Consider the following 14,496-nt stretch of genomic DNA (forward strand, 5'->3'; position numbering starts at 1 on the left):
GTTCAGATGAAGTAGGCTCTGCTGCGCTTGGACAGCTCTTCGCGGCTGTAGCCGCCAGCCTTCAGCGTCTTGTCGTCGAGCGCCAGCAACGCGCCGGTGACATAGCGCTCAGCCTGGCGCTGACGCGCTTCGACGAAGGCGTTGAAGGCGGATTTGAAGAAGCCGGATTTTGCACGGGTGGTCATATACGCTCTCCTTTCAGAGATCGGAATTTGTCCTCCCGTGCAAAGAGATAGGCTGTGCCGGCCCGTCCCGGAATAGACCGAAATGCATGGCTCCCATACGATTTTGCACGTGCGAAGACAGAGTGTGCGTTGCAGCAATCACTATCTGGCCCAAGCTCGCCGCGTTGCAAGCCGCTTGGCCGGAAGTTAGGGTTCGCACTCCCGATTTCATAACTGAGGCGTGCCCGAATGTTCCAGTCCTTCGACGATGTGAGCGACGCAACGCTGGGCGCGGCGCGCGTGGCGGGCCTGCGCGAATGGCTCGCCGCCAACGGCCTCGACGGCTTCATCGTGCCGCGCTCCGACGAGCATCAGGGTGAATATGTCGCTCCGGGTTCCGAGCGGCTGAAATGGCTGACCGGCTTCAGCGGCTCGGCGGGCGTTGCGATCGTGCTCGCAAAACAGGCCTACATCTTCGTCGACGGGCGCTATACGCTTCAGGTACGCGATCAGGTCGACCTCGGCGTGTTCACGATCGAAAGCCTGATCGAGAACCCACCGCCATCGTGGATCAAGAACAATCTCGGCAAAGGCGCCCGGCTCGGCTTCGACCCGTGGCTGCACACGATCGGCGACGTGAAGGCGCTGAAGGCCGCCGCTGAAAAGACCGGCGCGGCCCTCATTGCGGTCGAGCGCAATCCGATCGATCAGCTTTGGCAAGACCGGCCCAAGCCGCCGCTGGCGCCGGTGGAGATCCACCCGATCGCTTTCGCCGGCGACCTGGCCAAGGAAAAGCTGGCGCGTCTGGCGGCGGCCATCGAAAAGCAGAAGGCGACCCACGCCGTGCTCACGGACCCGTCGTCGATCGCCTGGGCCTTCAATATACGGGGCAGCGATGTTCCCCATACGCCGCTGGCGCTGGGTTTTGCCATTCTTGCCGCCGACGGCGCGCACCAGCTCTTCATGGACAAGCGCAAACTTCCCACCGAACCCGAGGCCTATCTGACCCAGCTTGCCGACCTGCGCGCGCCCGGCGGGCTGGAATCCGCGGTCGTCGAACTGGCCAGATCCGGCGCCGCCGTCTCGCTCGATCCGGTGCTGGCCGCCGAACGTCTGCGCGCGTTGGTGGAGGACAATGGCGGAACCGTCATTTCCGCGCCCGACCCCGCCCGGATCCCGCGCGCCACCAAAAACAAGGCCGAAATCCAGGGCGCGCGCGCCGCGCACCGCCGCGACGGCGCGGCGATCGCGAAAATGCTGTGCTGGCTCGACGCCCAGACGCCCGGAACCATAGACGAGATCGCAACAGTCAGCCGGCTGGAAGAAATTCGCCGCTCGGTGGGCGAAGAAACCCAGATGCCGCTGCGCGACGTCTCGTTCTCCACCATTTCCGGATCGGGGCCGAACGGCGCGATCATGCACTACCGAGTATCGCGCGCGACCAACCGCAAGCTGGGCAACGGCGAATTGTTCCTGCTCGATTCCGGCGCGCAATATCAGGACGGCACCACCGATATCACTCGCACTATTCCGGTCGGCCAGCCGACCGAAGAAATGCGCGAGCGCTATACGCTCGTGCTCAAAGGTATGATCGGCATTTCGCTGCTGCGTTTCCCGGCGGGCACGCGCGGCGCCGACATCGACGCAATTGCTCGCCTGGCGCTGTGGCGGCACGGGCTGGACTACGCCCACGGCACCGGCCATGGTGTCGGCTCGTATCTGGCGGTGCATGAAGGGCCGCAGCGCATCGCCAAGACGGGCACGGAAAAGCTGCTCGAAGGCATGATCCTGTCCAACGAGCCCGGCTACTACAAGCCCGGCCACTATGGCATCCGGCTGGAGAACCTGGTCATCGTCACCGCCGCGGAACAGCTGCCGGACGGCGACATTGCCATGCACGGCTTCGAGACGCTGACGCTTGCGCCGTTCGACCGGCGCATGCTGCGCACTGATCTGTTAATGCCCGAGGAACTCATCTGGCTGGACACGTACCACGCCCGCGTGCTCTCCGAGATCGGGCCGATGGTGGATGGCGAAACGCTGAAATGGCTGGAGGCTGCGACCGCGCCGCTGGCGTAAGCGTTGGGGTTCAGCCCATCACTTGCCGCAGCGCGATCAGCACGGCGGCGCCGGTCAGGAACATCGGCATCATGCCGGCCCTGAGCGACACCAGTCCGGCGACCAGAAGCGCTATCGCCTCCGCTGGACCGGCAGAGACCGCAGCCGGCGCTACCAGCGTGGTCAACACGGCCGCAGGCACGGCGTTGAGGCCGGCCTCGACGCGCGGATGGATCCGTTCGAAACGCGACAGCACCAGATGGCCGCCAATGCGGGTCAGGTAGGTCATGACCGCGCCCCCAAGGATGATCCAGACGGTCGTGCTCATGGCCTCTTTCCTCCGTTGGCTCTGCCGGGCATTGCCGCCGCAAGCAGGATGCCGGTGATGGCGCCGACGGATACATGCCAGGGCGAGCCGATCGTCTTGTACGCAAGGATCGAGGCGGCCGCGCTGGCTATCACGATGGGCAGCCAGAGCGGCCTGTTCCGGAATCCCATGACCAGCCCGAGAAAATAGATCGGCAGCAGGAAATCGAGCCCCAGCGCCCGCGGGTTGGCAATCATGTTGCCGAATGTCGCGCCGAGCCATGTGTCCGCGATCCAGCAGATATAGATCGGCAGAGCCATGCCCATGTACCAGGCGAAGGTTATCTCCTCGCCTCGCTCGCCCTTGGTTTCCGCCTCGGCATATTGCGGGTCGACCAGGAAAAAGAACGCGAATGCCTGGCGTGCGAGCGGCCAATGGCTGATCCGCCGTCCGACCACCGCCGAATAGAGTATATGTCGGAAATTGACGGCAAAGATGGAAAGAACGATCAGCCAGGGCGCCACCTTCTGGCCGAAAAGTTCGATGCCGACCATCTGGCTCGCGCCGCCATAGATCGTCGCGCTCATCAGCATGGTTTCGAAGACGCTGAAGCCGTTTTCGACGGCAAGCGCGCCGAACAGCAGGCCGAAAGGCGCCGAGGCCACCACAACGGGCAGGCCCACCCGTGCGCCGCGCCAGAACGCGCTTGGGGCCCGGGCCTCATCTTCTATCGCTTCGGCGGACATGACGGCTCCAGGGAAAGGGGGCCTGTGTATGTCAGCCGGGCCGCACTGTCATATGAATTCGCTTGAGCCAGCAATCAGCGTAAGTGAAGAGAGCGTTGGCATGCGTCCGGTGAGCGGCGCTAGCGTCGCTACGCCCCCTGCCCCACCCTTTCGAACCACTGATCCTCGTCGATCACCTCGATGCCGAGTTCAGCGGCCTGCTTCAGCTTGGTCCCTGCCCCCGGCCCCGCCACGACGAGATCGGTCTTTTTCGACACAGAGCCCGCGACCTTGGCGCCGAATTTCTCCGCCATGGCCTTGGCCTCGTCGCGCGACATTCTCTCCAGCGAACCGGTGAACACCACCGTCTTGCCTGAAACCGGCGACGACACTTCGCCGAAGCGCGCCTCGTCGAGCGGCGTGACTTCCTTCAGCAGCGCGTCCAAGACTTCGCGATTGTGCTCCTCGGCGAAGAATTCCACGATGGCTTCCGCCACCACCGCGCCGATGCCGCCAACGCCGTTCAGCTCCTGCCAGGCGGCGTTGCCGGGATCGCCCTTGCCCTCTGGAGGCACCGCGCCCTCCGCGATCTCGCGAAATGTCGCGAAGCTGACGAAGTGCCGCGCCAGCCGCTTGGCGTTGGTTTCGCCTATGTGGCGTATACCGAGCGCATAGAGGAAACGGGAGAACTCGACTCGCCGGCGGTCATCTATCGCCGCGAACAGCTTCTTCACCGAAGTCGTGCCGAAGCCATCTATGTTTTCGAGCTTCGCGAGCGACTTTTCCTGCCGCGCCTTCAGCGTAAAAATATCGGCGGGCGAGCGTATCCGGAGCGCCGGGTCCTCTGAATTGAAGAAGAACTCGATCTGCTTTTCGCCGAGGCCTTCGATGTCCATGGCTCCGCGCGCCACGAAATGGCGCAGCCGTTCGACCGCCTGTGCAGGGCAGATCAGGCCGCCGGTGCAGCGACGCACCGCCTCGCCCTCCTCGCGTACCGCATGGCTGCCGCAATGCGGGCAGGTTTCCGGGAATTTGTATGGCGCGGCGTCGGCCGGCCGCTTTTCCATGACGACGTCAAGGATCTGCGGGATGACGTCGCCGGCGCGCTGGATGAGAACGGTGTCACCGACGCGGATGTCGCGGCCCTCGCGGATCGGCTGGCCGCTATTGCCGATACCCTTGATGTAATCCTCATTGTGCAGCGTGGCGTTGGTTACCACGACGCCGCCGACCGTCACCGGCTGCAACCTGGCCACAGGCGTCAGCGCCCCCGTACGGCCGACCTGAATGTCGATCCCTGTGAGAACGGTCGTCGCCTTCTCCGCTGCGAATTTGTGCGCCGTTGCCCAGCGCGGGCTGCGCGAGCGAAAGCCAAGCCGCTCCTGCAGGTCGAGCCGGTCGACCTTGTAGACGACGCCGTCGATGTCATAGGGCAGCGACGCGCGCTCGGCTTCGATCGCGTGGTAGTGCTCGATGATCGCCTCGACCGAAGAACAGCGCACCATCCGCTCGTTGACCGGAAAGCCCCAATCGGCGAAGCGCTGGACCACCTCGAACTGCGTCTCGCCGAGCGACGCGCTGGTCTCGCCCCAGGCATAGGCAAAAAACCGCAGCGGCCGCGTCTTCGTCACGGAAGGGTCGATCTGGCGCAGGCTGCCGGCGGCCGAATTGCGTGGATTGGCGAAGACGCGGCCGGTCTCGGCCATGCGCTTGTTCAACTCCATGAAATCGTCGCGGCGCATATAGACCTCGCCGCGGATTTCGACCACGTCCGGCGCGTCCTTTGGCAATTGCTGAGGGATTTCGCGAATGGTGCGGATATTGGCCGTCACGTTCTCGCCGGTCGTGCCGTCGCCGCGGGTCGCCGCGGTAACCAAGCGGCGGTTCTCGTAGCGCAAAGACATCGAAAGGCCGTCGATCTTCGGCTCCGCCGTGAACACTAGTCCCCGGTCCGCCGGCAGCGCCAGGAAGCGGCGCACGCTTGCCACGAAGTCGATCACGTCCTGGTCGGAAAAGGCGTTGTCCAGCGACAGCATTGGCCGCGAGTGCACCACCGGCCCGAATGCGCCGGCGGGCGCTGCGCCGACCTTGAGCGATGGCGAATCCTCCCGCACTAGCTCGGGAAATTTCGCCTCGATTGCGGCATTGCGCAGCCTCAGCGCATCGTACTCGGCGTCGGAGATGGTCGGCGCATCCTCGGCATGGTAGCGCCGGTCATGCTCGGCGATCTCCCGCGCCAGCTTTTCAAGCTCCGCGGCAGCCTCGGCTTCGGTCAGGTCGTCGATGGGTTTTTCTGCAAGCAGCATGGGTATTTTCTCGAGAGAGAACAGGCCGCAAAGTCTTCGGCAAATTGCCGAAAAAAGTAAACCACCCCGCTAAACTGCGTTCTCGCTGAGCAGGCGGTTCGCTGCCGCCCGCGCCTCTTCGGTAATGGTCGCGCCGGCCAGCATGCGGGCAATCTCCTCCTGCCGCGAGCCGCGGTCCATTTCCGCAATGCTGGTCGAGACCTGGCTGGCCCCGCCCGATTTGGAGATGAGGAAGTGTGTGCCCGCCCGTGCCGCGACCTGCGGCGCATGGGTCACCGACAGCACCTGCACCCGTGCCGACAGCCGAGCCAGCCTCTGCCCGATGGCGTCGGCAACAGCCCCGCCAACACCAGTGTCGATCTCGTCGAACACCAGCGTCGGCGCCGAGCCGCGATCTGCGAGCGCCACCTTGAGCGCCAGAAGGAAGCGCGACAGCTCGCCGCCTGACGCGACCTTCATCATCGGGCCGGCTCGCGTTCCGGGGTTGGTCCGCACCCAGAACTCGACCTGGTCGACGCCTTGTTCCATTCGGTTGTCGGGTTCACTCGACATTTCCACGATGAACTCGGCGCGTTCCAGCTTCAGCGCCGGCAATTCGGCCATCACGGTCTTCTGCAGGCCGACCGCCGCGCCCTTGCGCAATTCGGAAAGCCGCTGGGCGATCTCGTCGTAGGCATCGCGGGCGACCGCCGCCTGCTTTTCCAGGGTGCGAAGCCGCTCCTCGCCTGCATCGAGATCAGCGAGATCCGCCGCCATCGTATCACGCAGCTGCGCCAGATCGTCGACCTGCACATTGTGCTTGCGGGACGCGGCGCGCAGCGCAAACAGCCGCTCCTCGGCCCTTTCAAGCCGCTGCGGATCGTATACCGTCGCGCGCATGGCGGCCTCGACGGCCGATTGCGCCGCGTCGAGCGACAGCATCGCTTCGTCGAGCGAAGTCACCACCTCGTCGAGCAGGCCCGGAACATCGCCGGCCTTCCGCTGCAAGCGCCGCAGCAGGCTCGCAAGCTGCGGCAGCGGCGATTGCGGACCCGAAAGCACATCCTGCGCATCCTGGATCTCGGACGCAATCTTCTCGGCCCGCATCATGCTGGTGCGAATTTCGGCAAGCTCGGTTTCCTCGCCGGGCTGCGGATCGAGCTGCGCGAGTTCGGCAACGGATGCGCGCAGATAATCGGCTTCGCGGGCGGCCGCCGCCACCTTGGCGCGGTGGCGCGCCAGTTCCTGCTCGCTTTCACGCCAGAGCCGCCACGCTTCGCTGCAAGCCCGGAGCTCGCCAAGCAGGCCGCCGAACGAATCGAGTAAGTCGCGATGCGCACCGGGGTCGACCAGCGCCCGCTCGTCATGCTGCCCGTGGATTTCGACCAGCGCCCGGCCTATGTCCCGCATAAGCGTGACGCTGGAAGGCTGGTCGTTCACGAAGACGCGGGTGCGCCCATCGGCCGTCTGCACGCGGCGCAGGATGATGTCGCCGTCATCGTCGAGCGCATTTTCGGCAAGCAGCATGCGCGCAGGATGGTTGCGCGGCACGTCGAAGACGGCAGAGACCTGGCCTTGCGCCGCGCCGTGGCGCACGAGCGATGCATCGCCCCGCGCCCCAAGCGCCAGCGAAAGCGCATCGAGAAGAATGGATTTGCCGGCGCCGGTCTCGCCGGTCAGCACGGAAAGGCCAGGCGAGAAATCGATGTCCAGCCGTTCGATCAGGACGATATCGCGGATCGACAGTCTGGAAAGCATGAAAGCCTGCTTAGGCGCCGGTAATCAGCTTTCCGGCCTTGGATATCCACGAACCGGCATTTTCGCGCGGCTGAAGGCCGCCTGTCTGCAACAGCGCATAGGAATCCTTGTACCACTGGCTGGCAGGATAGTTTTGCCCCAGCACGGCCGCGGCGGTCTGCGCTTCGGACGTCAGGCCCATCGCGTAGTAGCTTTCGGTGAGACGGGCGAGCGCCTCCTCGACGTGGCGCGTGTTGGAGTAGTTTTCGACCACGTACCGAAAGCGCTTGACTGCGGCTATGTATTCGCGCCGCTCGAGATAATAGCGGCCGACCTGCATCTCCTTGCCGGCGAGCTGGTCGCGGGCGAACCGCACTTTTTCGCGGGCGTCGTCGACATATTCGGATTCGGGCCAGCGCTGCACCACCTCTTCCATCGCTTCGATGGCGCGGCGCGATTCCTTCTGATCCTGCGTCACATCGCGAATCTGCCGGAAATAGCTCAGGCCGACGATGTACTGCGCGTAGGCCGCGTCTTCGGTCGATGGATAGAGCGAGACGTAGCGTTTGGCCGAGTTGATGGCATCGTCGTAATTGCCCTGGCGGTAATTGGCGAAAGCGCCCATGACCATCGATTTGCGGGCCCATTCCGAATAGGGATGCTGGCGGTCGACCGCGTCGAACTTGCGGCTGGCTTCCTTGAGCCGGCCGGCATTGAGGTTGGCCAGGCCCTGATTGTAGAGCACGTCCGCCGGCTCGGTCTGGTCCACATAGGTCGCCAGATCGATGTCGTCTTCCGTCGACATGCAGCCTGACAGGACCGCCGGCGCTGCCAGAACCGACAAGGCCAGCAAGGCCGCCCGCAAGGGCTTTTTCGCTTCAGCAGCGCGCTGGAGAATCATGATCGGAACGGCCCCTCTCGGCGTCATTTCACTTGGAAATTTGCAGCCATAAACCATAACTGCTTCTGCACGGCAAACGCTATCGCCCGGCATTGGCGCATTTTTGTGGCGCACCCTCTGCGGACAAAGGCGGCGACAGTGCCGCCGCCTTTTCTCTGGATCAGAGCATCCAGGGTGCGAAAACCGGCGCGTTGACGGCGATCATTTCGGCCGAACGGCCGCGCTCGCGGCGGGTCGTTTCGACGATCTCAAAAGCCGAGCGGTCGGAAAGCAGACGGCGCAGCGCCGATGCGTTGAGCTTATGGCCGCCGCGATAGGAGCGGAAGCAGCCGATGAAACGGGCGCCCGCGAGCGCCAGATCGCCCATTGCATCGAGCGTCTTGTGGCGCACGAATTCGTTCGAATAGCGCAGCCCCTCGACATTTATGACGCGGCTGTCGTCGCCGATCACCACCGAATTTTCGAGCGACGACCCGAGCGCGTATCCGGCGGCCCACAGACGCTCGACATCCTTCATGAAGCCGAAGGTGCGCGCCCGCGCAATGTCGTGACGGAAAACGTCGGCATCGATGTCGGCGGCGTAGGACTGCCGACCAATCGCAGGACTGTCGAAGTCGATCTCGATCTCGAAACGCGTACCGCCATAGGGACGAAACTCGGCCCAGGACGCGCCGTTCTCGATTCGCACCGGCTTCAGGACGCGGATATAGCGCCGCTTGACCGCCAGCGTCTCGACGCCGGCCTGATCTATGGCATCGACGAACATTGCGGCGCTGCCGTCAAGGATCGGCACCTCGGCCCCGTCGATCTCGATGGAGAGATTGTCGATGCCAAGGCCGAGCAATGCGGCCATGACATGCTCGACGGTCGCTACATGATGGCCGGACGGATCGCCCAGAACCGTGCACAGCGCCGTACCGCCAACCTCCGAGACCAAGGCTGGCAGTTCGCGGCCGGGGCCGCCCTCACCCGTATAATGGAAAACGATCCCGGTGTCGGGATCGGCCGGATGGAAATGCATTGAAACTTGTTTTCCGCTGTGAACGCCGATGCCCGACAGCGTCACGCGCGATTTGAGAGTTGTCTGATAGTCGTGCAAGTCGATCCCCATATGCCCAATTGATCCGTCCGCTACACGATCCCAAATGTGTGCGGCTCTTGATTTTGTCGGTCTGCAGGACATCATCCCCAAAACTCCCTGCAGCCGTTTCTTTCGGCGGCGAAGATAGTATTCCGGCGAAGAGACTCCAAATCACGGATTCTTACCCCGTGTTACGCATGCCTCGCTTGCATCTCTTCGCCCAACCTTCTGATTTTTCTATCATTTCAAACGCCGACGGGCGGGCCAAAAAGCGCCCGCCCGTTAAGCTTGATTACCGTCCGTTAACGGTCAGTTGGCCTGGCGGCGTAAAAACGCCGGAATCTCCAGCTGATCGTCTTCCTGAGTCGCCCTCGGCTGCGGCTGAAGCCGGCCATGTTCGTCGAGTTGGCCGCGGCGCGGCGCATAGAGCTGCGGGTCCTGGCTGGCGATTCGCCGCGCTTCCGGCGCGGGCTGGCGCAGCTTCGGCTCGCGCGGCTGGGCCGGCTGCAAGCGCGCCGGCTCCTCCTCGCGACGCGACAGGCCGTTGGTCAGCCGTTTGAGCAGCCCCATCGGCCCGCTGCTCTCATGGTCGGCCGGGCGGCTCTTGGCCTCAACTTCCGCCTTCACGACCGGCGGGAAGTCCTCCACCCGCGGCATGCGCGGCTGGACGGCTGCCGGCTGCATCTCCCGCACCGGCTGCGGAGCCGGAGCCATCATCTGCGGCTGTGCAGGCTGCGCGACCTGTTCGGCCGGCGGGGCCTGGAACAGCTTGCTCTGCGGACGGAAGTCGTCCTGGACGGCTACCGGGCGCGGCGCGGCCATGGCGGCGGCGTTCTCCTCGGCCATGCGGATGGCTTCTGCGACCGGGTCGGCGGCGCGCACCTCCATCTGCGGAGCCGATTGCACCGGGACCGGCGCAGGCCGCGCTTCGGCGGCCGGGCGCGGAGCCGGCTTCAGCGGCTGGCGGATGGCGATCGGCGCGGCGGCGATTTCGGCCGCCGTCTTGTCGATGCCCGTCGCAACCACCGAGACGCGAATGACGCCTTCGAGTTCTTCGTCGAAAGTCGCGCCAAGGATGATGTTGGCGTCCTGATCGACCTCCTCGCGGATGCGGGTCGCCGCTTCGTCGACTTCGAACAGCGTCAGGTCGCGCCCGCCGGTGATCGAGATCAGCAGGCCCTTTGCGCCGCGCATCGTCGTTTCGTCGAGCAGCGGATTGGCGATCGCGGCTTCCGCGGCGGCCATTGCGCGACCTTCACCCGAGGCTTCGCCGGTGCCCATCATCGCCTTGCCCATCTCGCGCATCACCGAGCGTACGTCGGCAAAGTCGAGATTGATCAGGCCTTCCTTGACCATCAGGTCGGTGATGCAGGCGACGCCTGAATACAGCACCTGGTCGGCCATGGCGAAGGCGTCGGCGAAGGTGGTCTTGTCGTTGGCAAGGCGGAACAGGTTCTGGTTCGGGATGACGATCAGCGTATCGACGCACTTCTGCAGTTCCTCGATACCGAGGTCGGCCGTCTTCATGCGGCGCTGACCCTCGAAGTGGAACGGCTTGGTCACCACGCCGACTGTAAGGATGCCCTTTTCCCGCGCCGCGCGGGCGACAACGGGAGCAGCGCCGGTGCCGGTGCCGCCACCCATGCCGGCAGTGACGAAGCACATATGCGTGTTGGACAAATGATCGATGATCTCGTCGATGCACTCCTCGGCGGCGGCGCGCCCGACTTCCGGCTGCGACCCGGCGCCGAGACCCTCGGTGACGTGAGCGCCGAGCTGGATCAAGCGGTCGGCCTTCGACATGGTCAGCGCCTGCGCATCGGTGTTGGCCACGACGAATTCGACGCCACGCAGCCCCGCCGTGATCATGTTGTTGACTGCGTTGCCGCCGCCGCCCCCGACACCGAACACGGTGATGCGTGGCTTAAGCTCGGTGATGTCCGGCTTCTTCAGATTGATCGTCATTGTCTTCGTCCTTTGCCTTTCCCGCCGCTTCGCCGCTGCGGCCGCCTATGGGGCTGTCCCCGTCGAATATCTAAAAACTGTCTCTCAACCACTGACTCATGCGATGAAACTTTCCCCCTGTCCCGGTCATCCGCAGCCGGGCGAAACCGCCCGCCTGGGCGCTTTCGAAACTCGCCACCTGCGGATAGATCAGAAGACCGACCGCCGTCGCAAAAGCCGGCCCCTTGGCCGCCTCGGGCAGCCCGGCCACGCCGAGCGGCCGCCCGATGCGAACGTTGCGGCCGAGAATTCGGCGAGCCGCTTCCGGCAGCCCGGAAAGCTGGCTAGCTCCGCCTGTGAGCACCACGCGCTTACCGACCGCGTTGCCGTAGCCGGACTTGTTCAGCCGGTCGCGCAATATCTCGAGCGTTTCCTCGATGCGCGCGCGGATGATGCGGGTCATCACCGAGCGCGGTATCTGCAGGGGCGCCTCGCCATCATCGCTGCCGATCGGCTGGATCGAGACAAGGTCGCGATCGTCGGCGCTGCCTGGCAGCGCCGAGCCGTGCATCACCTTCAGGCGCTCGGCATCCTCGAGCCGGGTCGACAGCCCCTTGGCCATGTCCATGGTGACATGGCTGCCGCCGACGGGGATGGCGTCGCCATGAACGAATTTGCCGTCGGCGAAGACCGAGATCGTCGTCGTGCCGCCGCCCATGTCGATGCAGGCCGCGCCCATTTCGAGCTCGTCGTCGACAAGGGCCGCAAGGCCGCTGGCATAAGGAGTCGCCACCATGCGCTCAACCGACAGATGCGAGCGATTGATGCAGAGTTCTAGATTGCGCAGCGGCGCAGCATCGCCGGTCAGGACATGCATGTCGACGCCGAGCGTGTCGCCGACCATGCCGCGCGGATCGCGCACGCCGCGCTCCGCATCGAGCGAGAAGGCAACCGGCAGCGAATGCACCACTTCGCGCTCCGCCTTCAGCGCCTGCTTGGAGCCAGCCGCAAGCACGCGCTTGATGTCGGCTGCATCCACCTCATGGCCGCCGAGATTGATCGTCGCCGAGAACGACCGGCTCTTCAGCCTGCCGGCTGTGAGGTTGACGATCAGCGAATCGACCGTCAGCCCCGCCATCCGCTCGGCGGCGTCCACCGCCAGCCTGATGGCGTGCTCGGCGCGATCGAGATCGACGACCACGCCGGACTTCACGCCCTGAGATTTCTGGTGGCCGATGCCGATCACGCGCGCCTGGTGAGTGCGGCCCTTGAGCAACTGCCCTTCTTCCCGCGGCTTGAGCTTGGCCACCACGCAGCACACTTTGCTCGACCCGACGTCGAGCACGGTAACGATGCCGGAGCGACGCGTCTGGGCGTCCTTGCGACCGGAGAGCCAGCTCATATCTTCTTCTCCGGCTTGATCTTGAGGCCCTTGAAGCGGTCGCTGAGCGCGGCGTTGCGGCGCACCGTCGCTTCCGGCGTAAGCTGCACCACCAGGCGATCCGGCAGCCGCATGTCGACGGAGGCGATATCGCGCGACAAAAGCCCGCTCTCGCGGTCCATCTGCAGAAGGTCGGCGATGGCTTGGTCCTCGCCGGCCTCAGGAAGCTTTATGGTAATGCCGTTTTCCAGCCGCAGATCCCAGCGCCGCTCCGACACCCGGATAAAGCCCTTCACCCGCGCCGCCAATTCGGGAAACTGGCGGATCTTGCCGACGAAACCCGAGGCATGATCATTCGCGCCATAGCCGATGACCAGCGGCAGCATTGCGTGGCGGCCGCCAGAATAGGGCGCAATGACATTGCCCGCTTCTCCGACGATGGCGAGTTGGCTGCCATGCTGCCAAAGTGCGAAGGGCTTGCGCTCCTCGATGCGTACTTCGAGCGTGTCGGGATAGACCTTGCGCACCGAGGCGACCTCGACCCACGGCAAGCCCGCAATGCGCGCACGCGCCTCGTCGGCGTCGAAGCCGATCAGCGAGGTCCAGCCGTCAAGTTCGAGCTTTTCCAGTATGTCGATCTCGGATGTTTCGTAATGGCCGGCGACACGCACCTCGTCGACAGCGAAGCCAGTGCGGGCGGTCACAGCCTGGACGAAGGCCGGCATATGGCCGCCGAGATAGGCACCGTAGAGGCTGCTCGCCCCCAGGAAGACGGCGGTCATGATGGTCGCGCAGAAGGGCGGCGGCGTGAAGTCGCCACTGCCGAGACGGGCGGCGACGCGCGCCGGCCGGCGCAGCCAGCGCGGCAGCACGAAGTGCGGCGCTGCAAGCCAAGCGCCGACGACGCCCGGCGTGGCCGCGTCCGTCCTTTGGGCTTGTCCCAACTTCAACGCGAACACGAAGCGTCCTCCACCATCCAACTCAATAGCTCGCCGAAGGAATGTCCCGCTTCCGCGGCGATCTCGGGCACAAGCGATGTCGGCGTCATGCCCGGCTGGGTGTTGACCTCGAGCCAGACCAGCTCGCCATTTTCGGAATGACGGTCGTCGTAGCGGAAGTCCGACCGGGTGACGCCCCGGCAGCCGATTGCTTGATGTGCCTTGAGAGACAGTGTCTGTATTTTTTGGTAAATATTTAGTGAAATTTTAGCGGGGCAGACGTGTTTTGAGCCCCCCGGAACGTATTTTGAATCATAGTCGTAGAAGGAATGGCCGGTCGGGATGATCTCCGTCACCCCGAGCGCCACGTCGCCCATCACGGCGCAAGTTAGCTCCCGTCCGTGCACGTAGCGCTCGACCATCACCGTATCGCCGTACTTCCACTCCGCCGAGCCGATCACTTGCGGCGGATGCGACTGGCCCTCCTTGACGATGACGACGCCGAAGCTCGATCCCTCATTAACCGGCTTGACCACATAGGGCGGCTTCATCGGATGCTTGGTTCCGATCGAAAATCGGCTCATCACCCTGGATTCCGCAACGGGGACGCCGGCGACCTTGGCGATTATCTTGGACTGCTCCTTGTTCATCGCCAGCGCCGAGGCGAGAACGCCCGAATGGGTGTAGGGAATGGCGAGATATTCAAGGATTCCCTGGATCGTGCCGTCCTCGCCGAACGGCCCATGCAGCGCGTTGAACGCCACGTCCGGCTTTAATTCCGAAAGGACCCGGCCAATATCGCGCGTAACGTCCACGCGCGTCACCCGATAGCCTTCAGCCTCCAACGCATCTGCGCACGAATTTCCGGAAGACAGGGACACGGGCCGCTCGGAGGAGAACCCTCCCAACAATACGGCGACGTGCTTTTTCGACATGCTTCCGCAATCCCCATGCGAACCGGCTACACACACGTTT

The 14,496-nt window shown here is 64.3% G+C and carries 12 protein-coding genes; 1 reads left to right on the forward strand and 11 read right to left on the reverse strand.

All coding sequences use genetic code 11. The features are described from left to right. Positions 1 to 2 precede the first annotated feature (2 nt). Entirely contained in the window at positions 3 to 185 is a 183-nt protein-coding gene (locus tag ABVK50_RS16985) for a hypothetical protein (protein WP_353645460.1), read from the reverse strand. A gap of 228 nt (positions 186 to 413) precedes the next feature. Between ABVK50_RS16985 and ABVK50_RS16990 the strand changes: the two genes are divergently transcribed. Next, positions 414 to 2,243 carry an aminopeptidase P family protein gene (locus ABVK50_RS16990; RefSeq protein WP_353645459.1) on the forward strand — a complete coding sequence of 610 codons (1,830 nt, stop codon included), beginning with the start codon at positions 414 to 416 and terminating at the stop codon, positions 2,241 to 2,243. Positions 2,244 to 2,253: 10 nt separating this feature from the next. Here the strand turns inward: ABVK50_RS16990 and ABVK50_RS16995 are convergent, their stop codons facing one another. The 10 genes from ABVK50_RS16995 to ABVK50_RS17040 all read right to left on the reverse strand — a co-directional run bounded on the left by ABVK50_RS16995 (position 2,254) and on the right by ABVK50_RS17040 (position 14,456). After that, positions 2,254 to 2,550: an AzlD family protein gene (locus ABVK50_RS16995; protein WP_353645458.1), complete on the reverse strand. Its 297-nt coding sequence runs from the start codon at positions 2,548 to 2,550 to the stop codon at positions 2,254 to 2,256. Then, positions 2,547 to 3,275: an AzlC family ABC transporter permease gene (locus tag ABVK50_RS17000; RefSeq protein ID WP_353645457.1), complete on the reverse strand. Its 729-nt coding sequence runs from the start codon at positions 3,273 to 3,275 to the stop codon at positions 2,547 to 2,549. The genes ABVK50_RS16995 and ABVK50_RS17000 overlap by 4 nt, the downstream gene beginning before the upstream one ends. A 128-nt stretch (positions 3,276 to 3,403) precedes the next feature. Beyond that, positions 3,404 to 5,560, reverse strand: coding sequence for an NAD-dependent DNA ligase LigA (ligA, locus tag ABVK50_RS17005; protein WP_353645456.1), 2,157 nt, complete (start codon positions 5,558 to 5,560; stop codon positions 3,404 to 3,406). 69 nt (positions 5,561 to 5,629) lie between these two features. Further along, the gene (gene recN, locus ABVK50_RS17010; protein WP_353645455.1) at positions 5,630 to 7,297 is read right to left on the reverse strand and encodes a DNA repair protein RecN; all 1,668 of its coding nucleotides are present in this window, start codon (positions 7,295 to 7,297) and stop codon (positions 5,630 to 5,632) included. A 10-nt stretch (positions 7,298 to 7,307) separates the two neighbouring features. Continuing rightward, entirely contained in the window at positions 7,308 to 8,177 is an 870-nt protein-coding gene (locus ABVK50_RS17015; protein WP_353645454.1) for an outer membrane protein assembly factor BamD, read from the reverse strand. 160 nt (positions 8,178 to 8,337) lie between these two features. Continuing rightward, entirely contained in the window at positions 8,338 to 9,288 is a 951-nt protein-coding gene (lpxC, locus tag ABVK50_RS17020; protein WP_353645453.1) for a UDP-3-O-acyl-N-acetylglucosamine deacetylase, read from the reverse strand. Between the two features lie 279 nt (positions 9,289 to 9,567). Further along, positions 9,568 to 11,223 (reverse strand): cell division protein FtsZ, encoded by a 1,656-nt coding sequence (gene ftsZ / locus ABVK50_RS17025; protein ID WP_353645452.1) that lies wholly within the window; start codon positions 11,221 to 11,223, stop codon positions 9,568 to 9,570. A gap of 70 nt (positions 11,224 to 11,293) precedes the next feature. Then, a complete protein-coding gene (gene ftsA, locus ABVK50_RS17030; RefSeq protein ID WP_353645451.1) occupies positions 11,294 to 12,604 on the reverse strand; it encodes a cell division protein FtsA in 1,311 nt (436 codons plus the stop codon). Continuing rightward, on the reverse strand, positions 12,601 to 13,542 hold the full coding sequence (locus tag ABVK50_RS17035) for a cell division protein FtsQ/DivIB (RefSeq protein WP_353645450.1): 942 nt from the start codon (positions 13,540 to 13,542) through the stop codon (positions 12,601 to 12,603). The genes ftsA and ABVK50_RS17035 overlap by 4 nt, the downstream gene beginning before the upstream one ends. Continuing rightward, complete coding sequence (locus ABVK50_RS17040; protein ID WP_353645448.1) at positions 13,530 to 14,456, reverse strand: D-alanine--D-alanine ligase; 927 nt, start codon at positions 14,454 to 14,456, stop codon at positions 13,530 to 13,532. The genes ABVK50_RS17035 and ABVK50_RS17040 overlap by 13 nt, the downstream gene beginning before the upstream one ends. Positions 14,457 to 14,496: the final 40 nt, after the last annotated feature.

The sequence above is a fragment of the Mesorhizobium sp. WSM2240 genome, from assembly GCF_040438645.1.
Lineage (GTDB): Bacteria > Pseudomonadota > Alphaproteobacteria > Rhizobiales > Rhizobiaceae > Allomesorhizobium.